This window comes from Ruegeria sp. BHSC037 (assembly GCF_059613045.1).
In genome coordinates, this window is record NZ_JBXWRT010000007.1 from 80,814 (window position 1) to 103,119 (window position 22,306).

Consider the following 22,306-nt stretch of genomic DNA (forward strand, 5'->3'; position numbering starts at 1 on the left):
GCCGGTTCAGTCCAGCCAGCCTTTCAGGTTGTCCGCGATCACTTTTCCCAAGGCCGCGATATGCGCGTCCTCGTCGTTCAGGCAGGGGATATAGGTGAAGGTCTCGCCGCCTGCCTCTTCAAAGCTCTCGCGGATCTCCTCGTTGATTTCTTCCAGCGTTTCGATGCAGTCCGACGAAAACGCCGGGGCAATGACGGCGATGTTCTTTTTGCCCTGCCGGGCCAGTTCCGCGACGTGGTCGACGGTGTAGGGCTTCAGCCATTCCTCGGGTCCGAATCGTGACTGGAAGGTGGTCACCAGTTGATCATCCGCCCAGCCTAGCCGCTCTTTCAGCAGTCGTGATGTCTTGGCACACTGGCAGTGGTACGGATCACCCTGCATCAGATAGCGTTCCGGCATGCCGTGATAGGAACACACCAGAACGTCCGGCTTGGTCTCCATGGCCGCATAGGCGCGCTCGACCGACTGCGCCAGGGCGTCGATATAGGCCGGCTCGTCGAAATAGGCCGGCACCGTGCGGCTGGCGGGCTGCCAGGCCTCCTCCATCAGCGCGCGAAAGAACTGGTCGTTCGCGGTGGCGGTCGTGGCGCCCGCATATTGCGGATAGAGCGGGAAGAACAGGATGCGGTCGCAGCCCTCGGCCACCATCTGGCGGACCTTAGACTTGGTCGAGGGGTTTCCATAGCGCATGCAGAAATCCACCATGACCTTGTCACCATAGCGGTCCTGCATCGCCGCGCGCAGCTTGGCGGTCTGGTCCTTGGTGATGGTCATCAGCGGGCTTTCGCCCTTGTCGTGGTTCCAGATCGATTTGTACGCCGCGCCCGAGCTGAAAGGACGTTTGGTCAGGATGATCGCCTGCAGAATCGGCTGCCATTTCCAGGCCGGATAGTCGATCACCCGACGGTCGGACAGGAACTCGTTCAGATAGCGGCGCATCGGCCAATAGCTGTAATCGTCCGGCGTGCCGAGATTGGCCAGCAGGATGCCGACACGGCCCATCTTGATCTTGGGGTGATCTGCGGGCGCGTGCGCGGGGCGGATGGCATCGAACATGGTGGCTTTCCTGAGTTTTTCCGTAAGTGCCTGAATTAATCGGATCGACCGCGGGGTCAATCGGACAGTTTGCCTTCTTTCGTGCCTAAGGCTTGGGCGAGGCTGACCTGGGCCGAACCGGGCCGCAGCGGCTTGGGCTGGCTGGCATCCGGTGCCCAGCCGGTTAGGCAGACCAGCTCGAAAGTTGCCGTCAGGCGCCCGTCGGGGGCGGTGAAGCTTTCGGCATAGATCTGCTGTGCGCGTTGAAACACGGTCCGGCGCGTGGGGTATTTCAACCGTTCGGTCATCGCGTTGGCCTCGCCCATGGCGCGCAGGTCGGCCATCAGGTGCCACAGGTCGCGGTAGGTCGCCGTTAGCGGCACCCGGTCGGCCACGGGCAGGGCCAGCCCGGCGCGTTGCAGCAGGGCACCAAGGTCGCGCAGTTCTGCCATCGGCGCGACACGGGGGCTGAGCCCGCCGGTCACCTCAATCTCGGCCTGACCCAGCGCTGCCCGCAATTCGTGCAGCGTCTCGCCGCCCAGACAGACCACCAGCAACAGCCCGTCCGGTTTCAGGGCGCGGGCGCATTGGATCAGCTGTCCGACCGGGTCATTGGCCCAATGCAAAGCCATGGCGTGGATCACCAGATCATGCGCGCCCGAGGACAGGTCCAGCACCTCGTCATCAGGCACGATGCGCGCGCCGTTCAGAACGCCTGCCCATGCCTGGGCAAAAGGGGTTACGATCGCGGGCGCCGTAAAGGTTTTATTAACCACGGCAAGGCGATCCTGCACCTCGTCGACGGCGGCGCGGTGCAGGAACAGGGCGTCGTCCCGGGCTCTGGCGCGATGCGCGGCCAGGGCGGATCGGTCAAACAATGAGGGTGTCTTGGCTGCGGATGGGTCCATAGGGCGCAATTATCGCATATGGCAGCGGATTCAAACCGCGATCGAGGTCGTGTACCCACCGCGCTGCATCGGTTGCGGCGAGATGACCGGGTCGGATTTCGGGTTGTGTGGGCCATGCTGGCGCGAGACGCCGTTCATCGGGGGGATGGTCTGTGCCAGCTGCGGCGTCCCGTTGCCGGGCGAGGACGACGGCCTCCGGGTCGAGTGTGATGACTGCATGCGCCAGCCGCCGCCCTGGTCCGAGGGGCGCGCCGCGCTGCTTTACGCTAGCAAGGCGCGGGCGCTGGTTTTGGCACTGAAACATGGCGACCGAACGGAACTCGCCAGACCCGCGGCGCAATGGATGGCGGGGGCCGGGCGGGCCTTGGTCCGGCCGGGCATGCTGATTGCGCCGGTACCACTGCACTGGTCGCGCCTGTTGAAGCGTCGGTACAACCAGTCGGCGCTGCTGGCGCAGCATCTGGGCAAGGTGGTCGGGCTGCCGGTTTGCCCCGACCTGCTGCTGCGCAGCCGGCGCACCCCGGCGCTGGAAGGGAAAACGGCCGCCGAGCGGGCCGAAACGCTGCGCGATGCGATCACCGTGCATCCGAGGCGGGCGGACCGCCTGAAGGGGCGCCACGTGCTGCTGGTCGATGACGTGATGACATCGGGCGCGACCTTGGCGGCCTGCGCCCGCGCCTGCCGGGTGGCCGGGGCGGATGATATTTCCGTGTTGGTACTGGCGCGCGTTGCCAAGGATGCCTAATTCCCCCTAGATTGCGCGAAATCCAAGGGAACGGACCATGAAACCGGTTGTCATCTATACATCGCCGCTGTGCGGCTTTTGCCACGCGGCCAAACGGCTGTTGAATCAGAAAGGCGTCGCCTATGAGGAGATCGACGTTCTGATGAACCCCAAACGCAAGCCCGAGATGATCCAGCGGGCGGGCGGACGGCGCACGGTGCCGCAGATCTTCATTGGTGACACCCATGTCGGTGGCTGCGACGACCTGTACGAACTCGAACAGGCCGGCAAGCTGGACCCGCTGTTGGCCGCCTGATGAAAACCGCCCTGCTGCAGATCACCTCGTCGGACGACCCGGCCGCGAACCTGGACATGGTGCGTGCCATGATGGCCGAGGCCGCGGACCGGGGCGCGCGGTTCATCCTGACGCCCGAGGTCACCAACTGCGTCTCGACCAGCGCAACGCGCCAGCGCGAGGTGCTGCAGCACGAAGAAGACGACATCACCCTGGCGGGCCTGCGCGAACAGGCGGCGGAATTGGGCGTATGGCTGCTGATCGGATCGCTGGGGCTGAAGACACATGACGCCGACGGGCGGTTCGCCAACCGGTCCTTCATGATCGACCCGCAGGGCGGGATCGTGGCGCGCTATGACAAGATCCACATGTTCGACGTGCAGGTCACCGAGACTGAGACCTTTCGCGAATCGGCCAGCTATCGCCCCGGGTCGCGGGCGGAGATCGCCGAGACCGCCTTCGGCAAGGTCGGTATGACCATCTGCTATGACATCCGGTTCCCGCATCTGCACGCCGCGCTGGCACAGGGCGGGGCCACGATCCTGACGGTTCCGGCGGCGTTCTCTCCGGTGACCGGCGCGGCCCATTGGGAACCGCTGCTGCGCGCCCGCGCCATCGAGACCGGCTGTTGGGTCATTGCCCCCGCGCAGACCGGAGAACACCCCAAAACCCGGGGCAAAACGCGCCATACCCACGGGCATAGCATGGTCGTATCGCCCTGGGGCGAGGTGCTGATCGACGCAGGCACTCAGACCGGCATTCACTTTTTTGATCTGGATGATAGGTCTGTTACAGAGGCACGGCGGCGCGTGCCGTCCCTGACACATGTTCGCCCGTTCGACGGGCCCTGATCCAGAGCCGGGTAATGACTGACGAAACCAACGCCCTGGCGGTCGCGCTGTTCAGCGAGATCCTGACTGCGGACCAATTGCTGCGGAACCGGCTGAGCCGGGTTCTGCCCAAGGGAATGGAAATCTCGCATTTCTCGGTGCTGAACCACCTGGTGTTCGTGGGGGGCGAGCGGACGCCTGCCCAACTGGCCCGCACATTCCATGTGACCCGCGGGGCGATGACCAACACCTTGGCCAAACTGGAATGGGCCGGATACATCCACATCCGCCCCGATTGGGACGATGCCCGCCGCAAGATGGTGGCGATCAGCCCCGCAGGCCGACGGGCGCGCGATCAGGCGATCTCGGCCATCGCACCTCTGATCAACCGGGTTGTGGGCGAGCTGGGCCTTGAGCGTGTGCGCGCGACCCTGCCGGTTCTGCGCGACCTGCGCATGAAACTGGAAGAGGAATAGTCTTCAGCCCGGCTTCACGCTGGCGGTGACGTAGTTCACGCTCAGATCCCGGTCCGAGATCGACCAGCTCCAGGTGATCGGGTTGAACACGAACCCCTTGCGGTCCACCGGGTCCAGACCAGCCTGGCGCAGCAGATCGAACAGCTCGTCCGGGGTGATGAACTTGGACCATTCATGCGTGCCGCGCGGCAGCCAGCGCATGACGACCTCGGCCCCGAAAATCGCCATCGCATAGGATTTCGGGTTGCGGTTGATGGTGGAACAGATTTCGAGCCCGCCGGGTTTCAGCAGCTGTTGCGTGGCGGTCAGATAGGCCAGCGGATCGGCCACATGCTCGACCACCTCCATGTTCAGGACCACGTCGAACTGTTCGCCCGCGTCGGCCAATGCCTCGGCGGTGGTGTGGCGATAGTCGATCTGCAGGCCGGATTGTTCGGCATGGATTCGGGCCACGGGCAGGTTGCGCTCGGCCGCGTCGGCGCCTACGACATCGGCGCCCAGCCGCGCCATCGGCTCGCTCAGCAGCCCGCCGCCGCAGCCGATATCCAGCAAGCGCAGGCCCTCGAACGGTTTCGCTGCCGTCAGGTCCCGGTCGAATTCGCCCGCGATCTGCTGTGTGATATAGTCCAGGCGGCACGGATTCAGCATGTGCAGAGGTTTGAATTTCCCGTGCGGGTCCCACCATTCGGCGGCCATGGCCTCGAATTTTGCGATCTCGGACGGGTCAACCGTGTTCGGATGCGCTTGCATTCCTGTCTCCGTGTGCTCTTTTACGCTGTAGGACTATATAGGGCCATAATGGACAAGTACCCGGACCAAAAGCGCGCAGTGCAATATCTTTACCCGCCGGTCGATCCGTTCGACCAGCGCATGGTGGATATGGGCGACGGGCACCGCATATATGTGGAACAATGCGGCAATCCCGACGGGATTCCCGTGGTGGTTCTGCATGGCGGCCCCGGCGGCGGCTGCAGCCCGGCCATGCGGCGCTATTTCGACCCCGAGGTCTACCGGGTGATTCTGTTCGACCAGCGCGGCTGCGGCCGGTCGCGGCCCACGGCCTCGGTCGAGAACAACACAACCTGGCACCTGGTGGCCGATATCGAGCGTCTGCGGAAACTGTTCGAGATCGACGACTGGATCGTATTCGGCGGCAGCTGGGGCGCCACGCTGGCGCTGATCTATGCCCAGACCCATCCCGACCGGGTGACCCGCCTGGTTCTGCGCGGCGTGTTTCTGGCCACGCAGGCGGAGCTCGACTGGTTCTATGGCGGCGGGGCCGGCAAGTTCTGGCCCGAGCAATGGGCGCGCTTCACCTCGCTGCTGCGCGACTCGGAACTGTCCGACACCATCGGCGCCTACAACAAGCGGCTGTTTTCGGGCGATCGGGCGACCGAGATCCTGTACGCCCGCGCCTGGTCGCATTGGGAAAACGCGCTGGCCTCGATCCACACGAACGGGGCCGTCGGTGAAAGCCCCGGCGAATATGCCCGCACCTTCGCGCGGCTCGAGAATCACTATTTCATCAACAAGGCGTTTCTGGAACATGACGGTCAGATTTTGGATCAGATGGACCGGATCGCGCATATTCCCGGCCATATCGTGCAGGGCCGTTACGATATGATCTGCCCCCCGCAAGCGGCCTGGAGCCTGGCCGAGAAATGGCCCGAGGCAGAGCTGAAGATGGTGCGGCAGGCTGGTCACGCCCTGTCGGAACCCGGGATCAGCGCCGAACTGGTGCGCATCATGGACCGAGCCGCGCAGGAGGTGGCATGACCCGCATCGACCGCCGTGCTCTGTTCACCTCGGGTGCCGCCGCAGCCCTGCTGGCCGCGACGGGGGCCTCGCTGGCGGATACGCCGAAATCGGGCGGCGTGCTGCGCATCGCCGTGCCGCGTGACGACAGCCTGGACCGGCTGGCCCGGGGTGCGGTGTTCGACACCCTGACCGAGATCGCGCCGGACGGCACTCTGCGCGGCGAGTTGGCAACCGCTTGGCAGACCGATTCCGAGGCCCGGGTCTGGACGTTCGACCTGCGTGCGGATGCGGTGTTTCACGACGGTGCGGCACTGACGGCCGAGGATGTTCTTGCGGTCCTGTCCGAGGTCGGGCGCACCGAAGCCCTGGCGCCGGACCGCATCCAGATCGAACTGGCCGAGGCCAACCCCGGCCTGCCTTTCCTGCTGGCCGATACCCGGTTTGTCATCACCCGCGATGGGCAGAGCGTTTCGCCGCTGCAGCAGGCGAACGGCACCGGGTGTTACCGGGTCGAACGCGCCGAAGACGGGCGCCATTTCCGCGGGCGCCGGGTAGATGGCCACTACAAGGATGGTCATGCCGGCTGGCTGGAGGCGGTCGACATCATCGTGATCCCCGACCCGGCCGTGCGCGCCGAGGCGCTGCGCGATCGTTATGTGGACGTGTCGGTGCTGCCGGCGGCGCAAGGGCTGCGCGGTCTGGGTGGCGTGCGGTTCTTCCCCAGCGAATCGGAGATGTCGCTGGCGATCTCCGGCACCGTAGGCCTGCCGCGCCGGATCGGGCGGGGCGCGCCATTGGACGATGGGCGAATCGCGGAACGCTGGTGGATAGCCTGAACCCGGCCTGAAAACCGACGCCGATTGTCGGTTGGTTGACGGCAGGGGTTGCAGACTCGGGTCGTCCTGCGTATATGCAGTTGCAACAGCGGCGTGTCGGACTTCTGGTCCGAGGCTCCACCGGAAAATTCGACGGGCCGCGCGCCCGTTTTTTTGTGCCCGATCGAAGGGTAGAGCACCATATGACAAACGACCTGATAGCCAAGGCGGCGATCGACCGACGATTGGCCGAGATCATCACTCCGGTGATCGAGGATCTGGGGTATGAGTTGGTCCGCATCCGCCTGATGAGCGGCAAGCAGACCACGCTGCAGATCATGGCCGACAAGCCCGATGGTGGCATCGAGGTGGATGATTGCGCCGAGATCTCGAACGCGGTCAGCGCCACGCTGGATGTCGAGGACCCGATCCTTGACGCCTACACGCTCGAGGTGTCCAGTCCCGGCATCGACCGTCCGCTGACGCGGCTGAAGGATTTCGAGACGTTCGAGGGCTACGAGGCCAAGCTGGAAACCACCGAACTGATCGACGGTCGCCGCCGCTTCAAGGGGGAACTGGCCGGCGTCGAGGGGGACGAGGTTCTGATCAACATCCCCAACGGCGAAGAGACCGTCACCATCGGTCTTCAATTCGACTGGCTGAGCGATGCCAAGCTGGTTCTGACCGATGACCTGATCAAGGAAATGCTGCGCCAGCGCAAGGATGCCGGCGCCCTGAACGAAAACGCTTTCGACGAGATTGAGACCGAAGGGTCCGAAGAGGAGACGAACTGATGGCAATCACCTCAGCAAACCAGCTTGAGCTGTTGCAGACCGCCGAGGCCGTGGCCCGCGAAAAGATGATCGACCCCGGTCTGGTCGTCGAAGCGATGGAGGAATCGCTCGCCCGCGCCGCCAAGAGCCGTTACGGCGCCGAGATGGACATCCGCGTGTCGATCGACCGCAAGACCGGCAAGGCGACTTTTACCCGCGTCCGCACCGTGGTCGATGAGGACGAGCTTGAGAATTATCAGGCCGAGATGACCGTCGATCAGGCGCGCGCCTATTTCGAGCCCAGCAAGGATGGCCGCGCGGTCTGGCTGCGCGACGGACAGCCGATCGAGGATTTCTCGACCGGTCCGCAGGTGGGCGACGTGTTCCAGGAAGAGGTTCCGCCCGTGGAAATGGGCCGGATCGCCGCGCAGTCGGCCAAACAGGTCATCCTGCAGAAGGTCCGTGAGGCCGAGCGCGACCGCCAGTACGAAGACTTCAAGGATCGTGTCGGCACCATCATCAACGGCGCCGTCAAGCGCGAGGAATTCGGCAACGTGATCGTCGATCTGGGCGGGGCCGAGGCGGTTCTGCGCCGCAACGACAAGATCGGTCGCGAAAGCTATCGCCCCAATGACCGGGTGCGCGCCTACATCAAGGAGGTCCGTCGCGAACCGCGCGGTCACCAGATCTTCCTGTCGCGCACCGCGCCCGAGTTCATGGCCGAGCTGTTCAAGATGGAAGTGCCGGAAATCTATGACGGCATCATCGAGATCAAGGCCGTGGCCCGCGACCCCGGATCGCGCGCCAAGATCGCCGTGATCTCGTATGACAATTCGATCGACCCTGTCGGTGCCTGCGTCGGTATGCGCGGCAGCCGCGTGCAGGCCGTCGTGAACGAGCTGCAGGGCGAAAAGATCGACATCATTCCGTGGAACGAGGATCAGCCGACCTTCCTGGTGAACGCGCTGCAGCCGGCCGAGGTTTCCAAGGTGGTTCTGGACGAGGAAGCCGGCAAGATCGAGGTCGTCGTACCTGAGGAACAGCTGTCTCTGGCGATCGGCCGGCGTGGTCAGAACGTGCGACTGGCCAGCCAGCTGACCGGTCTGGACATCGACATCATGACCGAGGCCGAGGAATCGGCCCGCCGCCAGAAGGAGTTCGAGACGCGGACCAAGCTGTTCATGGACAGCCTCGACCTGGACGAATTCTTTGCCCAACTTCTGGTTTCGGAAGGCTTCACCAACCTTGAAGAGGTGGCCTATGTCGAACTGGACGAGCTGCTGGTGATCGACGGCGTCGATGAAGGCACCGCGCATGAGCTGCAGGCACGCGCCCGCGACGTTATCGAGGCCCAGGCCAAGGCGGCGCTGGACAACGCCCGCGCGCTGGGCGCCGAGGACAGCCTCATTGAATTCGAAGGCCTGACACCCCAGATGGTTGAGGCACTGGCCAAGGACGGCGTGAAAACGCTCGAGGACTTCGCCACCTGCGCCGATTGGGAACTGGCCGGCGGCTGGACCACGGTTGAGGGCCAGCGGGTCAAAGATGACGGTATCTTGGAACCCTTCGGCGTGTCGCTGGAAGAGGCGCAGGATCTGGTCATGACCGCGCGGGTCATGCTGGGCTGGGTCGATCCCGCCGAGCTGGAGCAGCCCGAGGAAGACGCTGAGGGCGAAACGGTGGAAGAGGAGGCCGAGGCCTGATCTCGGGCCTCGGATGACGTGAATGAGTCGCGGTGGCGTCCATAAAGATCGGTCCGACGGGCCAGAGCGGAAATGCATCGCCACGGGCGAGGTGCAGCCGAAATTCGGCCTGATCCGCTTTGTAACCGGCCCGGACGGTCAGGTGTTTCCGGACGTCGCGGCGAAACTGCCGGGGCGTGGGGTCTATGTCTCGGCAGACCGCAAGGCGCTGGATACGGCTGTCGGCAAGAAGCTGTTTGCGCGCGGGTTCAAGGCGCAGGTCACCGTGCCGCAGAACCTGGTGGACGAGGTCGAACGACAATTGTCGCGCCGGGTGGTCGAGCTGATCAGTCTGGCGCGCAAGTCGGGTGACGCGGTCGCGGGCTATGAAAAGGTCAAGACCTGGCTGGACCGGGAACAGGCCTGGGTGCTGATCCAGGCGGTTGACGGGTCGGGGCGCGGCAAGTCCAAGCTGAGCACGCCGCATTTCGGCAAATACATCGGCTGGCTGACCGCGGACGAGCTTGGACAGGCATTTGGGCGCCAAACGGTGATTCATGCGGCGCTCGCCTCTGGCGGACTCGCCAAACGTGTTGTAGAGGAAGCGCAGCGCCTGCGTGGCTTGCGCGAAACGGATGACGGCGGCAAGGGCCGCGCGGAAGGGTAAGAAGCTTTATGAGCGATAGTGACGGCAAAAAGACATTGGGTCTGCGTGGCGGGGCACGCCCCGGGAACGTGAAACAGAGTTTCAGCCACGGACGGACCAAGAATGTCGTGGTGGAAACCAAACGCAAACGCGTGGTGGTTCCCAAGCCGGGAGCGACCAAACCCAGCGGCGGCGCTGCGCCGGCGGGTGATCCTTCGCGTCGGCCGGCCGGGATTTCCGACGCCGAAATGGCGCGGCGCCTGAAGGCGTTGCAGGCCGCAAAGGCACGCGAGGCCGAAGAGGCCGCCAAGCGTGAGGCCGAAGAAAAGGCGCGCGCCGAAGAGCGCGAGCGTCGTCGCGCCGAACAGGAGGCCAAGGAGCGCGAACAGCGCGAGGCCGAAGAAAAAGCGCGCCAGAAGGCGGAAGAAGAAGAGCGCCAGCGCAAAGAGGCCGAGACGGCCGCTCAGCGTGCGGCCGCCGAGGCCGCCGCAGCGAAAGAGGCGCCCAAGGCCAAGGCCGCGCCGGTGGGCAAGGCGCCTGCCGAATCGCCGCGCAAGACCGACCGCGAGCGCGAACAGCGCCAGAGCCGTGGCAAAGGCCGTGACGATGGCCGCCGTTCAGGCAAGCTGACCCTGAACCAGGCGCTTTCGGGCGGCGAAGGTGGGCGTCAGCGGTCCATGGCCGCGATGAAGCGCAAGCAGGAGCGCGCGCGCCAGAAGGCCATGGGGGGATCGGTCGAGCGTGAAAAGGTGATCCGCGAGGTTCAGCTGCCCGAGACGATCGTGGTTTCGGAACTGGCCAACCGCATGGCGGAACGCGTGGCTGACGTCGTCAAGTCGCTGATGAACATGGGCATGATGGTCACGCAGAACCAGAGCATCGACGCCGACACCGCCGAACTGATCATCGAGGAATTCGGCCACAAGGTCGTGAGGGTGTCTGACGCCGATGTCGAAGACGTCATCGCCGATATCGAGGACAAGGAAGAAGACCTGCAGCCGCGTCCGCCGGTCATCACCATCATGGGTCACGTCGACCACGGCAAGACCTCGCTGCTGGATGCGATCCGCAACACCAAGGTCGTGTCGGGCGAGGCCGGTGGAATCACCCAGCATATCGGTGCCTATCAGGTGCAGACCAACGACGGCACCACGCTGACCTTCCTGGATACGCCGGGCCACGCGGCCTTTACCTCGATGCGCTCGCGCGGGGCACAGGTGACCGATATCGTGGTTCTGGTGGTTGCCGCCGATGACGCGGTGATGCCGCAGACCGTCGAGGCGATCAATCACGCCAAGGCTGCCGGTGTTCCGATGATCGTGGCGATCAACAAGATCGACAAGCCCGAAGCCAACCCGGACAAGGTGCGCACCGACCTGCTGCAGCACGAGGTGATCGTCGAGAAGATGTCCGGCGACGTTCAGGATGTCGAGGTTTCGGCCATCACGGGCCAGGGCCTGGACGATCTGTTGGAAGCCATCGCGCTGCAGGCCGAGATCCTCGAGCTGAAGGCCAACCCGAACCGCGCCGCACAAGGTGCCGTGATCGAGGCGCAGCTGGACGTGGGCCGTGGCCCGGTTGCGACTGTGCTGGTCCAGAAGGGCACGCTGCGCCAAGGCGACATCTTCGTCGTAGGCGAGCAGTACGGCAAGGTCCGCGCACTGATCAACGACAAAGGCGAGCGCGTCCAGGAAGCCGGGCCTTCGGTTCCGGTCGAGGTCCTGGGTCTCAACGGTACGCCCGAGGCCGGTGACGTTCTGAACGTGACCGAGACCGAGGCGCAGGCCCGCGAGATCGCCGAGTACCGTGCGCAGGTCGCCAAGGACAAGCGCGCCGCCGCCGGTGCCGCGACCACGCTGGAACAGCTGATGCAGAAGGCCAAGGAAGACGAGAACGTGGCCGAGCTGCCCATTCTGGTCAAGGCCGACGTGCAGGGCTCGGCCGAGGCGATCGTGCAGGCGATGGAGAAGATCGGCAACGACGAGGTGCGCGTGCGCGTGCTGCACTCGGGCGTCGGCGCCATCACCGAAACCGATATCGGCCTGGCCGAAGCGTCGGGGGCTCCGGTCTTTGGCTTCAACGTGCGGGCCAATGCCTCGGCGCGCAACACCGCCAACCAGAAGGGTGTGGAAATCCGCTACTACTCGGTGATCTACGACCTGGTGGATGACGTCAAAGCCGCCGCCTCGGGCCTGCTGAGCGCCGAGATCCGCGAGAAGTTCATCGGTTATGCCGAGATCAAGGAAGTGTTCAAGGTCACCGGCGTCGGCAAGGTTGCCGGCTGTCTGGTCACCGAGGGCGTTGCCCGCCGTTCGGCCGGCGTGCGTCTGCTGCGCGACAACGTGGTGATCCACGAAGGCACGCTGAAGACGCTGAAACGCTTCAAGGACGAAGTGGCCGAGGTTCAGTCGGGTCAGGAATGCGGTATGGCGTTCGAGAACTACGACGATATCCGCCCCGGCGACGTGATCGAGATCTTCGAGCGCGAGGAAGTGACCCGCACGCTGGATTGATCCGGCCGAAATCGAAAGAAACGGCGGTCCCCAGGGGCCGCCGTTTTCGTTTTCAGGGGTGGTCGTTCAGAAACGTCGCGTCCTTGAGGATGATGTCGAAATGGTGCGTGCCCGGCTGCAGATCAAAGCTGACGGCATGGCCGGCCTTGCGCAACGCTTCGGCATAGTCGCGGCTCTGGCGGATGAACTCGCCGGTGTCCCGCTCGCCCACCGTGACCCGATAGCGCGGCCCGGGCGCCGGCAGGTTCAGGATGGGAGACAGGTCGTGCAGCTCGACCGGGGTCAACTGCAGCGGATCGTTGACCGGGGTGAGGCTGATCGGTTCCAGGTCGTAGACGCCGCTGATCAGGATGACTTCGCGCACCCGCAAGCCTATCCGGGCGAATTGGTCGGCCGATGTCGCCATGACCATCGCCGCCAGATGCGCACCGGCGCTGTGCCCGGACAGGGTGACATGCGAGGCGTTGAACCCCAGCGACTTGGCCCGGGTGGCCAGCCATATCAGCGCGGTCCGACATTCATCGACCATCTGACCCAGCCGCGCGTCGGGGGCGAGCGTGTAGTTCACCGTTGCAAAGGCCTGCCCGCCTTCGACCAGCGCGGGCGCCATCATCGCCGAATCGCGCTGGCTGAGCGCCTGCCAATAGCCGCCATGGATGAACACATGCAGCGGTGCGCCGGGCGTTCGGGCGGGAAAGAAATCCAGCACCTGCGCGGGCGTTTCGCCATAGCCGAGGTTCTCTTGCACCGTCAGTTGCGACCGTGCCTGTGCGCTTAGCGCCGAATAGGCCGCCAGATAGGGCGCAAGGTCGCCGCCGATCATCGAACTGGGCGCGTATTCGCGTTCCAGCTCGCTTTGGGAAAATCCGCGATACAGCATGGCTCAGCCCTGTCCGCCATACATCAGGTCACTGCGTACGTCATAGAGATCGTGGAAAAACCGCAAGTCCAGCGCCTTGCGCAGGAAGGCCACGCCGCTGGAGCCGCCGGTGCCGGGCTGCATGCCGATCACACGTTCGACGGCGGTCGCATGGTCGAAGCGCCAACGCTGGAACAGCGATTCCACATCCATCAGCTTTTCGCCCAGCGCATACAGGTCCCAGTACCGGCCTGTGTTCCGGTAGATCTCGGCCCAGATTTTCACGATGCGCGGATCACCTGAATAGGTCTTTGAATAGTCCCGGTCCAACAGGTCCTGCGGCACGTCAAACCCCTGCCGCGCCAGCATGTGCAAAACCTCGTCATACAGCGACGGCTTGACCAGGGCGGCGGTCAGCATCTCCATCACTTCGGGGTCGTGTTCGTGCACCTTCAGAGTGGCGGTGTCCTTATTGCCTAGGATGAATTCGATCTGGCGATAGCCATAGCTTTGGAAGCCGGATGAATTGCCCAGCGCCTTGCGGAAGGTCATATAGTCAGCGGGCGTCATGGTCAGCAGGGTTTCCCACGCGGCGATCAACTGCCGCTGGATCGCCTTGATCCGGTCCAGGTTCTTCATCGCAGGGCCGAACTCATCCTGCTGCAGGAACCGGCGTACCTCGACCAGCTGATGGTGCATCAGTTTCAGCCACAGCTCGCTGACCTGGTGGATGATGATGAACAGCATTTCATCGGGTTGGGCCGGGTCCTGAAAGGTTTTTTGCAGGTTCAGCAGGGTTTTGAGCTGCAGGAAGTCGCCATAGCTTTTGCGGTGGGTATCCGCGAAATCGGTCACCAGCGTGTCTTCGATTCCGCGTTCCAGCGGGCGGTCGCCCTTGGCTTTGTCGGCCATCTCATTTCCTCCCCGGCATGTGTGCGCACCTGTCTAGAAGGTGCGTTGGCAACTATCCAGAGGGTCAGGTCCAATCCAGCACCACCTTGCCCGATTTTCCCGACTTCATGGCGGCAAAGCCCTGCGCAAAATCATCGACGGCAAAGCGATGGGTGATCACCCGGCTGACATCCAGCCCGTTCTGCAGCATCGCGATCATCTTGTACCAGGTCTCGAACATCTCGCGGCCGTAGACGCCCTTGATGGTGATCGCCTTGAACACGATGCGGTTCCAGTCGACGGGCGATTTGCCGGGCGGAATGCCCAGCAGGGCGATCTTGCCGCCCATCACCAGCGCCTCGACCATCTGGTCTAGCGCCGCCTGCGAGCCCGACATTTCCAGCCCCACGTCAAAACCCTGGCTCATGCCCAGGTCGGAAATCACCGATTGCAGGTCTTCCTCGGCCACATTCACCGCCCGGACCGAGGGTACGACATGCTGCGCCAGCGCCAGTCGATCGGGGTTGATGTCGGTGATCACCACATGCCGTGCGCCTGCGTGGCGGGCCACCGCGGCGGCCATGATCCCGATCGGGCCCGCGCCGGTGATCAACACGTCCTCGCCCAGCAGATCAAAACTCAGCGCAGTGTGCACCGCATTGCCCAGCGGGTCGAGTATCGCGCCGATCTCGTCGGGGACGTTGTCGGGCAGCGGCACCACGTTGAAGGCCGGCAGCTTGAGATATTGGGCAAAGGCGCCCTGTTCGTTCACCCCGATCCCGCGCGTGCCCGGGTCGAGGTGGAACTTGCCCGCGCGGCTTTGGCGGCTTTCGGTGCCGATCAGGTGACCCTCGCCCGAGCAGCGCTGGCCGATCTTCAACCCGGTCACATTGCGGCCCAGCTCGACGATCTCGCCGGCGAATTCGTGGCCGGTGATCATGGGGACGGGCACCGTGTGCGCCGCCCATTCATCCCAGTTCCAGATATGGATGTCGGTGCCGCAGATCCCGGTCTTCTTCACGCGGATCAGAACCTCGTCGGGGCCGATCTCGGGGACCGGGGCCTGCACCATCCACAGCCCTTCTTCGGGCTTGGACTTCTCAAGCGCCTTCATCGTGTTGGGCCGCATCAGATCACCCCCAATTCTTTGCCGACCTTGCCAAAGGCCGCCAGGGCGCGGTCCAGCTCGTCGCGGGTCAGCGCCGCGTTCATCTGGGTGCGGATGCGGGCCTGGCCACGCGGGACCACCGGAAAGAAGAAGCCCGAGACATAGACCCCTTCGTCGAACAGGCGGGCGGCCATGTCCTGCGCCAACTGCGCCTCGCCCAGCATCACGGGGATGATCGGATGTTCACCCGGAAGCAGGTCGAACCCCAGCTTTTCCAGCCCGGCGCGCCAGTATTTGGCGTTGCCGAACAATTGCTTGCGCAGCATGTCGCCGTCTTCGACCAGGCGGATCGCCTCGAGCCCGGCAGCGACGATGGACGGCGGCAGCGAATTCGAGAACAGATAGGGCCGCGCCCGCTGCCGCAGCAGGTCGATCACTGGCTGCGGCCCGGCGATATAACCGCCGATTGCCCCCCCAAGTGCCTTGCCCAATGTCCCGGTCAGAATGTCCACGTCCACGCCAAAATGATCCGGCGTGCCTGCGCCGCGCGGCCCCATGAAGCCGGTGGCGTGGCAGTCATCGACCATCACGATCGCATCGTATTTGTCGGCCAGTTCGCGGATCTTGGGCAGGTTGGCCAGGTAGCCATCCATCGAGAACACGCCGTCGGTGGCGATCATGATGTGCCGGGCACCGTCCTCGCGCGCCTGTTTCAGCCAGGCTTCGAGGTCGTTCATGTCATTGTTCATGTAGCGATAGCGTTTGGCCTTGCACAGTCGGATCCCGTCGATGATCGAGGCGTGGTTCAGACTGTCCGAGATGATGGCATCCTCGGGTCCCAGCAGGGGTTCGAACAACCCGCCATTGGCGTCGAAACAGGCCGCGAACAGGATCGAATCGTCCGTGCCCAGAAACTTGGCCAGCCGATGCTCAAGCTCGCGGTGGATGTCCTGCGTGCCGCAGATGAACCGGACCGAGGCCATGCCGAACCCTTTGGGCTCCATCGCACTCTTCGCGGCCTCGATCAGCGCCGGATGGTCGGCCAGACCCAGGTAATTGTTGGCGCACAGGTTGATGACCTGACGTCCGCCCACCGTGATCTCGCTGCCCTGGGGCGAGGTGATCATTCGTTCCGTCTTGTACAGGCCTTCCGCCTTGATCTGCGAGAGGGTGTCCGTGATGTGAGATAGGAATGCATTCGCCATCTGGGCCTCCATAACTCCCTGTTTTCTATCATAGCGGATGTATTTCCGAAATAGAAGAATGTCAGTATTGCGGAAAATTTTCTTACATTACGGATTGAAGGAAGCTTTGAGTGATAACTTTTTGCTGAACTCAATGTGATCCGCTTTTTTCCACGCCGCGTATTCATTTGCATATCAACTGGGAGGGAAACGATATGATTAAGATTTCATCAGCCGCGGCGCTGGCTCTGATGTTCGGTGCAACAGCGGCTTTCGCTGGGCCTGGCAAAGGAAATACCGGTGGTGGTAACAGTGGGCTTGCTCAGTCGATGGCCGGGGCTGTTTCAGGTGGTGCGGCCACGCTTGGTCGAGACTTTGGAAGCAAAGGCAAAGGAACCGCTTCGGCGGTGAGCGGCGGCGGAAATGGCGGCTGGGGCAATGTTGGAAGCAGCCTCAGCAGCATTACCGGTACAGACGGCCAGGTTTCCAACCGTGGAGGAACCCGCGGCGCAAACGACCTACCCGACGAGGAATAATTTATCAATCCGGACTGGCCGCCTGTTCAGGCGGCCGGTCGATCCTATCGACCGGTTTTCACAATTAGAAAAACGCGTGCCGGTCCATTATGCGCAATGATCGAGTGCGCAACATCCGCTGCATAACGCCCTGTGTCGCCTTGATGCAGAACCTCAGTTGCAGTGCCGGATTCAATCTCGACCGATCCCATCAAAACAGTCAAATGTTCACGAGAGCCTTTTGCATGCGGTTGGCTGATCAGTTTTCCGTCCGGTTCGAACCAGATATCGTACACTTCGTGCCCACCGGCATCTTCTGGCGGGGAAAGGATTCCGATCCGACAGCCATACCCCATATTGTCGATACTGGGCACATCGGACTGTTTCAGTACTTCGATTGTGTCGCCCTGAACCTCTTCATCCAGAAGCCCGGCAAAGTCTACGTTCAGCGCACGTGTCAGGTTCCACAATGTCGCAATGGTGGGGCTGCTTTCGCCGCGTTCGATCTGGCTGACCATCGACCGGGACACGCCACTGAGGTTGGCCACCGCTTCCAGTGACAGCCCCTTGGCGCGCCGGGCCTCTTTCAGTCGGGCGGGCAGGCGTGTCAGGATATCGTCTGAGTTTTCCGTCATGGCGGAATTTTTTGCGCGTCCGGGCGGGAATTGTCAATTCCGCCGATGACGGAACGTCCCGCGCGACAGGCCCATACTGCGGGTGCATACTGCGCGCAAATCCAAGAGGAGAGAGACATGACCGACATCGTGATTCTGGATGGTGCCCGCACCGCAATCGGTACGTTCGGAGGGTCGCTGGCCGCGACCGCGCCGATCGATCTGGCCACCGTCGTGACCAAGGCCGCGCTTGAGAAATCCGGCGTCGCAGGCGACCAGATCGGGCATGTGGTGTTCGGGCATGTCATCAACACCGAGCCGCGCGACATGTACCTGTCGCGCGTTGCAGCGATGCAGGCGGGCATTCCGAACGGCACCCCGGCGATGAACGTCAACCGGCTGTGCGGGTCGGGTGCGCAGGCCATCGTGTCAGCGGCGCAGTCGCTGATGCTGGGGGATGCCGAGTTTGCCGTGGCCGGCGGCGCCGAGAACATGTCGCGCAGCCCTTATATCGTTCCGCAGGCGCGTTGGGGTGCCAAGATGGGCGACATCAAGTCGCTGGACATGATGCTGGGCGCGCTGAACTGCCCCTTTGGTACCGGGCACATGGGCGTCACCGCCGAGAACGTGGCCGATGAGCACCAGATCACTCGCGAGGAGATGGACGCGTTTGCGCTGACCAGCCAGCAACGGGCCGCGGCCGCGATCGAGGCGGGCTATTTCGACAGCCAGATCGCGCCGGTGCAGGTCAAGGTCAAGCGCGACATGGTCGATTTCAAGGTCGACGAGCATCCCAAGGCCACCACGGCCGAGGCCCTGGCCGGGCTGCGGCCGGTGTTCCAGAAGGATGGGCGTGTGACCGCGGGCAACGCCTCGGGCATCAATGACGGCGCGGCGGCAATGGTTCTGGCCACGGCGGGTGCCGCCGAGAAAGCCGGCCTGACGCCCAAGGCGCGCATCCTAGGTTATGCCCATGCTGGCGTTCGTCCCGAGGTAATGGGAATCGGCCCGGTTCCGGCCGTGCGCAACCTGTTGGAACGGACCGGCTTGTCGGCGGGCGATTTCGACGTGATCGAAAGCAACGAGGCTTTTGCCGCCCAGGCGCTGGCGGTGAACAAGGAACTGGGGCTGGATCCGGCAAAGGTGAACCCGAATGGCGGGGCCATCGCCCTGGGTCATCCGGTGGGGGCCACCGGGGCGATCATCACGCTGAAGACTCTGTACGAGTTGGAACGCATCGGCGGGTCGAAAGGGCTTATCACCATGTGCATCGGTGGCGGGCAGGGGATTGCCATCGCCATCGAGCGGCTCTGATCCCGGGCTGGGTAGGGGGGCTGTCTGCCCCCCATCGCGCCGGGGCGCGATTCCCCCCGAGGATATTTTTGGCCAGATGAAGCGACGGCGCCTTTCAGCCAAAGCCCGAAAGGATCAGGACGGCCACTGCCCCGGCGGCTGCTCCGATCGCGGCGGGAATGGCCTTGGGCCAGAAATCTGACCCGGATGGATCACCGTTGCGGGTCTGGGCGATCAGGGCGTTCTCGACCAGATCAGGCAGGCGTGGGCCGAATCGCGCAAGAACAAGCGCTGTTTTTCCAAAATCCCGTAGGGCGGCACGGGGGCCGATGGACTGCCTGATATAGTCCTCGACCACGGGGCGGGCGACTTCCCAGATGTTGATATGCGGGTCGAGCGAGCGGGCGACGCCTTCGACCACCACCATCGTGCGTTGCAGCAGGATCAGTTCGGTGCGGGTTTCCATGCCGAAGCGTTCGGTCACCTCGAACAGGTAGTTCAGCAGACGGCCCATCGAGATATGGGTGGCGTCCATGCCGAAGATCGGCTCGCCCACTGCGCGCAGGGCGCGGGCGAATTCATCGACGTCCTGGTCGGCCGGGACGTAGCCTGCTTCGAAATGCACCTCGGCCACGCGCTTGTAGTCGCGGCGGATGAAGCCGAAGAGGATTTCGGCATAGACGCGGCGGGTGTATTCGTCGATATGGCCCATGATGCCGAAGTCATAGGCGATGATGTCCCCGTTCGCGGCGACCTTGAGGTTGCCTTGGTGCATGTCGGCGTGGAAGAAGCCGTCGCGCAGGGCGTGCAGCAGGAACAGGCGCAGCACGCGGTTGGCCAGGTCGCGGCGGTCGTGATTGGCGGCGTCCAGCGCGGCGTTGTCACCCAGCGGGATACCATCGGCCCAGCTGAGCGTCATGACCCGGCGCGCGGACAGAGACCAAACCACGGGCGGCAGCCAGAAGCCTTCGTCGTTCTGCGTGTTGGCGGCAAATTCCGAAGCCGCCGAACTTTCGAGCCGGAGATCCAGTTCGCCGCGGACGACGCCGTCGAAATGCTCGATCACTTCCATCGGGCGCAGACGGCGCGCACCGGGGGCGAAAAGCTGGACGATCCGGGCGGCGAAATAGAACGCATCCACATCCTTGCGGAACGCGCGTTCGATGCCGGGGCGCAGGACCTTGACGGCCACGTCCTCGCCTGTGCTGGCCAGTTTGGCCTTGTGGACCTGCGCGATCGAGGCGGCCGCGATCGGTTCGCTGAACTCCGAGAACATCTCGTCCAGCGGTTGGCCCAGCTCCTTTTCCACCTCGGCCATGGCCACGTCGCGTGGAAAGGGGGGCAGCTTGTCCTGCAGGACGCGGAGCTGTTCGGCCAGCTCCTCGCCGACGACATCGGGGCGCGTGGACAGGACCTGACCGAACTTGATGTAGGCCGGGCCCAGGGCGGTCAGCGCCCGGGTGGCCGGCGGCATGTTCGGGTCGCCCTTGTAGCCCAGCCATTGGAACGGTTTGCCTAAGGTGTGGGCAAGGATCCGCAATGCGCGCGGAGCCTCGAACGCGTCCAGCACCACGTTCATGGCGCCGGTGCGTTCCAGCGTGGCGCCCGTACGGATCAGGCGGATGATGTTGTGGGGGCCGCGCATGCGTCAGATCTTCCAGCCGGAATGTAGGGCGGCGATGCCCATGCTGAGGTTGCGGTATTTCGCGTTCTCGAACCCGGCGGCGCGCACCATGCCCAGAAAGGTATCCTGATCTGGGAACTTGCGGATCGATTCAACCAGGTATTGATAGCTGTCGCGGTCATTCGCGATCAGCTGCCCCATGCGCGGGATCACGTTGAAGCTGTAGAGGTCATAGAGTTTCTGCAGCCCGTCATTGGGCAGCTGGCTGAATTCCAGCACCATCAGTCGCCCGCCGGGTTTGAGCACGCGGTAGGCCTCGTTCAGAGCCTCTTGCGGGCGGGTCACGTTCCGGATGCCGAAGGAAATGGTGTAGACGTCGAAGGTGTTGTCCTCGAAGGGCAGGGCCATCGCGTCGCCGACCACCCAGTCCAGGCTGTCGGCCATCTGCGCAGCCTCAGCGCGCTTGCGGCCCTCGATCAGCATCGGCTCGGTCAGATCCAGAACGGTGGCATGGCCGTGGCCCGCGCGTTTGAGGAACCTGAATGAGATGTCGCCCGTACCGCCCGCCACGTCCAACAGGCGCTGGCCAGGGCGTGGCGCCAGCCAGTCCATCATCGCGTCCTTCCAGACCCGGTGGATGCCCATCGACATCACGTCGTTCATTACGTCGTATTTCGACGCGACCGAGTTGAATACGCCCTGCACGCGCCCGGCCTTTTCGGCCTCGGGGACGGTTTCGAAACCGAAATGAGTGGTCTTGTCGCTGTTGTCGGACATAAGCCTTGCCGTTCGTCGAATTTCGTCTCTGTTATAGGGCCTGGAAACCGGGGCACAATGCGGCCCTTTGGAATAGGAGCCGTCTAATGCCCGAATTGCCCGAGGTCGAGACAGTAAGACGCGGCCTTGCCCCGGCGATGGAAGGCGTGGTGATCGAAAGGGCGGACGTGAACCGCCCCGATCTGCGCTGGCCGTTCCCCGAGCGAATGGCCGAACGGTTGACCGGCCAGCGGGTCGAGCGTCTGCGGCGGCGGTCGAAATACATCCTGGCCGATCTGAGCGGCGGCGAGACTCTGTTGATTCACTTGGGCATGTCGGGCCGCATGACCGTGTCGGGCGATCCGCTGGGACAGTTCGTACATCACCATCCGATGCCGCAGAAGCATGACCACGTGGTGTTTCACATGGCCAATGGTGCGCGCATCACCTTCAATGACCCGCGCCGGTTCGGGGCGATGGATCTGATGCCCACGGCCACCGCCGAGCAGCACAAGCTGCTGGCCGTGCTGGGGCCGGAACCTCTGGGCAACGATTTCAACGAAACCTATCTGATCGACGCCTTCCGCGGCCGGTCCACACCGGTCAAGGCGGCGCTGCTGGATCAGAGAATCGTTGCCGGGCTGGGAAACATCTATGTCTGCGAGGCGCTCTACCGCGCCAGAGTGTCGCCACGTCGCAAGGCGGGTCAGATCTCGGCCGGGCGTGTCGGAGCCCTGGTTCCGGTGATCCGGACGGTGCTGACCGAGGCCATCGAGGCCGGTGGATCCTCACTGCGCGATTTCCGGCAAGCCGATGGAGAGCTTGGATATTTTCAGCACAGTTTCGACGTCTACGGGCGCGAGGGCCAGCCCTGCCGGACCGAGGGCTGCGGGGCCGAGGTCCGCAGAATCACCCAGTCGGGGCGGTCGACCTTCTATTGCGCGCAATGCCAAAGATAGCTTGATCCGAGTTTTTCGCGTGGTAAGGAATTGGACCTGAACGGAACA

General features: G+C 63.7%; 23 protein-coding genes. 13 read left to right on the top strand and 10 right to left on the bottom strand.

Going from position 1 to position 22,306, the window contains the following annotated elements; all coding sequences use genetic code 11:
- Positions 1-6: 6 nt before the first annotated feature.
- Positions 7-1,056, bottom strand: a complete 1,050-nt coding sequence (gene hemH, locus AC2FMN_RS08940) for a ferrochelatase (RefSeq protein ID WP_496680472.1) — start codon at positions 1,054-1,056, stop codon at positions 7-9.
- Positions 1,057-1,112: 56 nt separating this feature from the next.
- Positions 1,113-1,943, bottom strand: coding sequence for a methyltransferase domain-containing protein (locus AC2FMN_RS08945; protein WP_496687527.1), 831 nt, complete (start codon positions 1,941-1,943; stop codon positions 1,113-1,115).
- Here AC2FMN_RS08945 and AC2FMN_RS08950 point away from each other — a divergent pair.
- From AC2FMN_RS08950 to AC2FMN_RS08965, 4 genes are read left to right on the top strand one after another with little or no spacing between them, the layout of a single operon-like run.
- The gene (locus AC2FMN_RS08950) at positions 1,924-2,688 is read left to right on the top strand and encodes a double zinc ribbon domain-containing protein (protein ID WP_496687530.1); all 765 of its coding nucleotides are present in this window, start codon (positions 1,924-1,926) and stop codon (positions 2,686-2,688) included. The two genes, AC2FMN_RS08945 and AC2FMN_RS08950, sit on opposite strands and share 20 nt — an antisense overlap.
- A 37-nt stretch (positions 2,689-2,725) precedes the next feature.
- Positions 2,726-2,983 carry a glutaredoxin 3 gene (gene grxC / locus AC2FMN_RS08955; protein WP_005979317.1) on the top strand — a complete coding sequence of 86 codons (258 nt, stop codon included), beginning with the start codon at positions 2,726-2,728 and terminating at the stop codon, positions 2,981-2,983.
- Positions 2,983-3,813, top strand: coding sequence for a carbon-nitrogen hydrolase family protein (locus AC2FMN_RS08960; RefSeq protein ID WP_496687532.1), 831 nt, complete (start codon positions 2,983-2,985; stop codon positions 3,811-3,813). The genes grxC and AC2FMN_RS08960 overlap by 1 nt, the downstream gene beginning before the upstream one ends.
- Positions 3,814-3,827: 14 nt before the next feature.
- A complete protein-coding gene (locus tag AC2FMN_RS08965) occupies positions 3,828-4,268 on the top strand; it encodes a MarR family winged helix-turn-helix transcriptional regulator (RefSeq protein WP_093963629.1) in 441 nt (146 codons plus the stop codon).
- Between the two features lie 3 nt (positions 4,269-4,271).
- On the opposite strand, the gene ubiG is transcribed toward AC2FMN_RS08965, so the two are convergent.
- On the bottom strand, positions 4,272-5,018 hold the full coding sequence (gene ubiG, locus AC2FMN_RS08970) for a bifunctional 2-polyprenyl-6-hydroxyphenol methylase/3-demethylubiquinol 3-O-methyltransferase UbiG (protein WP_093963628.1): 747 nt from the start codon (positions 5,016-5,018) through the stop codon (positions 4,272-4,274).
- A gap of 48 nt (positions 5,019-5,066) precedes the next feature.
- Between ubiG and pip the strand changes: the two genes are divergently transcribed.
- The 6 genes from pip to infB all read left to right on the top strand — a co-directional run bounded on the left by pip (position 5,067) and on the right by infB (position 12,455).
- Positions 5,067-6,044: a prolyl aminopeptidase gene (gene pip / locus AC2FMN_RS08975; RefSeq protein ID WP_496687533.1), complete on the top strand. Its 978-nt coding sequence runs from the start codon at positions 5,067-5,069 to the stop codon at positions 6,042-6,044.
- Positions 6,041-6,862, top strand: a complete 822-nt coding sequence (locus tag AC2FMN_RS08980; protein WP_496687535.1) for an ABC transporter substrate-binding protein — start codon at positions 6,041-6,043, stop codon at positions 6,860-6,862. Before pip ends, AC2FMN_RS08980 begins: the two co-directional genes overlap by 4 nt.
- A 182-nt stretch (positions 6,863-7,044) precedes the next feature.
- On the top strand, positions 7,045-7,635 hold the full coding sequence (gene rimP / locus AC2FMN_RS08985; RefSeq protein WP_149775996.1) for a ribosome maturation factor RimP: 591 nt from the start codon (positions 7,045-7,047) through the stop codon (positions 7,633-7,635).
- Complete coding sequence (nusA, locus tag AC2FMN_RS08990) at positions 7,635-9,317, top strand: transcription termination factor NusA (protein WP_496687537.1); 1,683 nt, start codon at positions 7,635-7,637, stop codon at positions 9,315-9,317. The genes rimP and nusA overlap by 1 nt, the downstream gene beginning before the upstream one ends.
- Positions 9,318-9,339: 22 nt before the next feature.
- Complete coding sequence (locus AC2FMN_RS08995; protein WP_496687538.1) at positions 9,340-9,963, top strand: RNA-binding protein; 624 nt, start codon at positions 9,340-9,342, stop codon at positions 9,961-9,963.
- Positions 9,964-9,971: 8 nt separating this feature from the next.
- Positions 9,972-12,455, top strand: coding sequence for a translation initiation factor IF-2 (infB, locus tag AC2FMN_RS09000; protein WP_496687540.1), 2,484 nt, complete (start codon positions 9,972-9,974; stop codon positions 12,453-12,455).
- Positions 12,456-12,507: 52 nt separating this feature from the next.
- On the opposite strand, the gene AC2FMN_RS09005 is transcribed toward infB, so the two are convergent.
- The 4 genes from AC2FMN_RS09005 to AC2FMN_RS09020 form a co-directional block, all read right to left on the bottom strand.
- Positions 12,508-13,335: an alpha/beta hydrolase gene (locus AC2FMN_RS09005; RefSeq protein WP_496687543.1), complete on the bottom strand. Its 828-nt coding sequence runs from the start codon at positions 13,333-13,335 to the stop codon at positions 12,508-12,510.
- 3 nt (positions 13,336-13,338) lie between these two features.
- Positions 13,339-14,226 carry a tryptophan 2,3-dioxygenase gene (locus AC2FMN_RS09010; protein WP_496683776.1) on the bottom strand — a complete coding sequence of 296 codons (888 nt, stop codon included), beginning with the start codon at positions 14,224-14,226 and terminating at the stop codon, positions 13,339-13,341.
- A gap of 64 nt (positions 14,227-14,290) precedes the next feature.
- Positions 14,291-15,319 (bottom strand): L-threonine 3-dehydrogenase, encoded by a 1,029-nt coding sequence (gene tdh, locus AC2FMN_RS09015; RefSeq protein ID WP_496687673.1) that lies wholly within the window; start codon positions 15,317-15,319, stop codon positions 14,291-14,293.
- A gap of 14 nt (positions 15,320-15,333) precedes the next feature.
- Complete coding sequence (locus tag AC2FMN_RS09020; RefSeq protein WP_496687546.1) at positions 15,334-16,518, bottom strand: glycine C-acetyltransferase; 1,185 nt, start codon at positions 16,516-16,518, stop codon at positions 15,334-15,336.
- Between the two features lie 194 nt (positions 16,519-16,712).
- Between AC2FMN_RS09020 and AC2FMN_RS09025 the strand changes: the two genes are divergently transcribed.
- Positions 16,713-17,033, top strand: a complete 321-nt coding sequence (locus tag AC2FMN_RS09025; RefSeq protein WP_496683782.1) for a hypothetical protein — start codon at positions 16,713-16,715, stop codon at positions 17,031-17,033.
- Positions 17,034-17,077: 44 nt separating this feature from the next.
- Here the strand turns inward: AC2FMN_RS09025 and AC2FMN_RS09030 are convergent, their stop codons facing one another.
- Entirely contained in the window at positions 17,078-17,647 is a 570-nt protein-coding gene (locus tag AC2FMN_RS09030) for a helix-turn-helix domain-containing protein (protein WP_496683785.1), read from the bottom strand.
- 117 nt (positions 17,648-17,764) lie between these two features.
- On the opposite strand from AC2FMN_RS09030, the gene AC2FMN_RS09035 reads away from it, so the two are divergent.
- On the top strand, positions 17,765-18,940 hold the full coding sequence (locus tag AC2FMN_RS09035) for an acetyl-CoA C-acyltransferase family protein (RefSeq protein ID WP_480722334.1): 1,176 nt from the start codon (positions 17,765-17,767) through the stop codon (positions 18,938-18,940).
- A gap of 94 nt (positions 18,941-19,034) precedes the next feature.
- Here AC2FMN_RS09035 and ubiB read toward each other — a convergent pair whose 3' ends face one another.
- Positions 19,035-20,564 carry a 2-polyprenylphenol 6-hydroxylase gene (ubiB, locus tag AC2FMN_RS09040; RefSeq protein ID WP_496687549.1) on the bottom strand — a complete coding sequence of 510 codons (1,530 nt, stop codon included), beginning with the start codon at positions 20,562-20,564 and terminating at the stop codon, positions 19,035-19,037.
- Positions 20,565-20,567: 3 nt separating this feature from the next.
- Positions 20,568-21,320 (bottom strand): bifunctional demethylmenaquinone methyltransferase/2-methoxy-6-polyprenyl-1,4-benzoquinol methylase UbiE, encoded by a 753-nt coding sequence (gene ubiE / locus AC2FMN_RS09045; protein WP_496683794.1) that lies wholly within the window; start codon positions 21,318-21,320, stop codon positions 20,568-20,570.
- 86 nt (positions 21,321-21,406) lie between these two features.
- Here ubiE and mutM point away from each other — a divergent pair, with 86 nt between their 5' ends.
- Positions 21,407-22,258 carry a bifunctional DNA-formamidopyrimidine glycosylase/DNA-(apurinic or apyrimidinic site) lyase gene (mutM, locus tag AC2FMN_RS09050; RefSeq protein WP_496683796.1) on the top strand — a complete coding sequence of 284 codons (852 nt, stop codon included), beginning with the start codon at positions 21,407-21,409 and terminating at the stop codon, positions 22,256-22,258.
- Positions 22,259-22,306 lie beyond the last annotated feature (48 nt).

Excerpts from the sequence above, each read along its gene's own strand:
- hemH (WP_496680472.1), bottom strand. The coding sequence starts at position 1,056 with ATGTTCGATGCCATCCGCCCCGCGCACGCGCCCGCAGATCACCCCAAG.
- AC2FMN_RS08945 (WP_496687527.1), bottom strand. The coding sequence starts at position 1,943 with ATGGACCCATCCGCAGCCAAGACACCCTCATTGTTTGACCGATCCGCC.
- grxC (WP_005979317.1), top strand. The coding sequence starts at position 2,726 with ATGAAACCGGTTGTCATCTATACATCGCCGCTGTGCGGCTTTTGCCAC.
- AC2FMN_RS08960 (WP_496687532.1), top strand. The coding sequence starts at position 2,983 with ATGAAAACCGCCCTGCTGCAGATCACCTCGTCGGACGACCCGGCCGCG.
- AC2FMN_RS08965 (WP_093963629.1), top strand. The coding sequence starts at position 3,828 with ATGACTGACGAAACCAACGCCCTGGCGGTCGCGCTGTTCAGCGAGATC.
- ubiG (WP_093963628.1), bottom strand. The coding sequence starts at position 5,018 with ATGCAAGCGCATCCGAACACGGTTGACCCGTCCGAGATCGCAAAATTC.
- pip (WP_496687533.1), top strand. The coding sequence starts at position 5,067 with ATGGACAAGTACCCGGACCAAAAGCGCGCAGTGCAATATCTTTACCCG.
- AC2FMN_RS08980 (WP_496687535.1), top strand. The coding sequence starts at position 6,041 with ATGACCCGCATCGACCGCCGTGCTCTGTTCACCTCGGGTGCCGCCGCA.
- rimP (WP_149775996.1), top strand. The coding sequence starts at position 7,045 with ATGACAAACGACCTGATAGCCAAGGCGGCGATCGACCGACGATTGGCC.
- nusA (WP_496687537.1), top strand. The coding sequence starts at position 7,635 with ATGGCAATCACCTCAGCAAACCAGCTTGAGCTGTTGCAGACCGCCGAG.
- AC2FMN_RS08995 (WP_496687538.1), top strand. The coding sequence starts at position 9,340 with ATGAGTCGCGGTGGCGTCCATAAAGATCGGTCCGACGGGCCAGAGCGG.
- infB (WP_496687540.1), top strand. The coding sequence starts at position 9,972 with ATGAGCGATAGTGACGGCAAAAAGACATTGGGTCTGCGTGGCGGGGCA.
- AC2FMN_RS09005 (WP_496687543.1), bottom strand. The coding sequence starts at position 13,335 with ATGCTGTATCGCGGATTTTCCCAAAGCGAGCTGGAACGCGAATACGCG.
- AC2FMN_RS09010 (WP_496683776.1), bottom strand. The coding sequence starts at position 14,226 with ATGGCCGACAAAGCCAAGGGCGACCGCCCGCTGGAACGCGGAATCGAA.
- tdh (WP_496687673.1), bottom strand. The coding sequence starts at position 15,319 with ATGAAGGCGCTTGAGAAGTCCAAGCCCGAAGAAGGGCTGTGGATGGTG.
- AC2FMN_RS09020 (WP_496687546.1), bottom strand. The coding sequence starts at position 16,518 with ATGGCGAATGCATTCCTATCTCACATCACGGACACCCTCTCGCAGATC.
- AC2FMN_RS09025 (WP_496683782.1), top strand. The coding sequence starts at position 16,713 with ATGATTAAGATTTCATCAGCCGCGGCGCTGGCTCTGATGTTCGGTGCA.
- AC2FMN_RS09030 (WP_496683785.1), bottom strand. The coding sequence starts at position 17,647 with ATGACGGAAAACTCAGACGATATCCTGACACGCCTGCCCGCCCGACTG.
- AC2FMN_RS09035 (WP_480722334.1), top strand. The coding sequence starts at position 17,765 with ATGACCGACATCGTGATTCTGGATGGTGCCCGCACCGCAATCGGTACG.
- ubiB (WP_496687549.1), bottom strand. The coding sequence starts at position 20,564 with ATGCGCGGCCCCCACAACATCATCCGCCTGATCCGTACGGGCGCCACG.
- ubiE (WP_496683794.1), bottom strand. The coding sequence starts at position 21,320 with ATGTCCGACAACAGCGACAAGACCACTCATTTCGGTTTCGAAACCGTC.
- mutM (WP_496683796.1), top strand. The coding sequence starts at position 21,407 with ATGCCCGAATTGCCCGAGGTCGAGACAGTAAGACGCGGCCTTGCCCCG.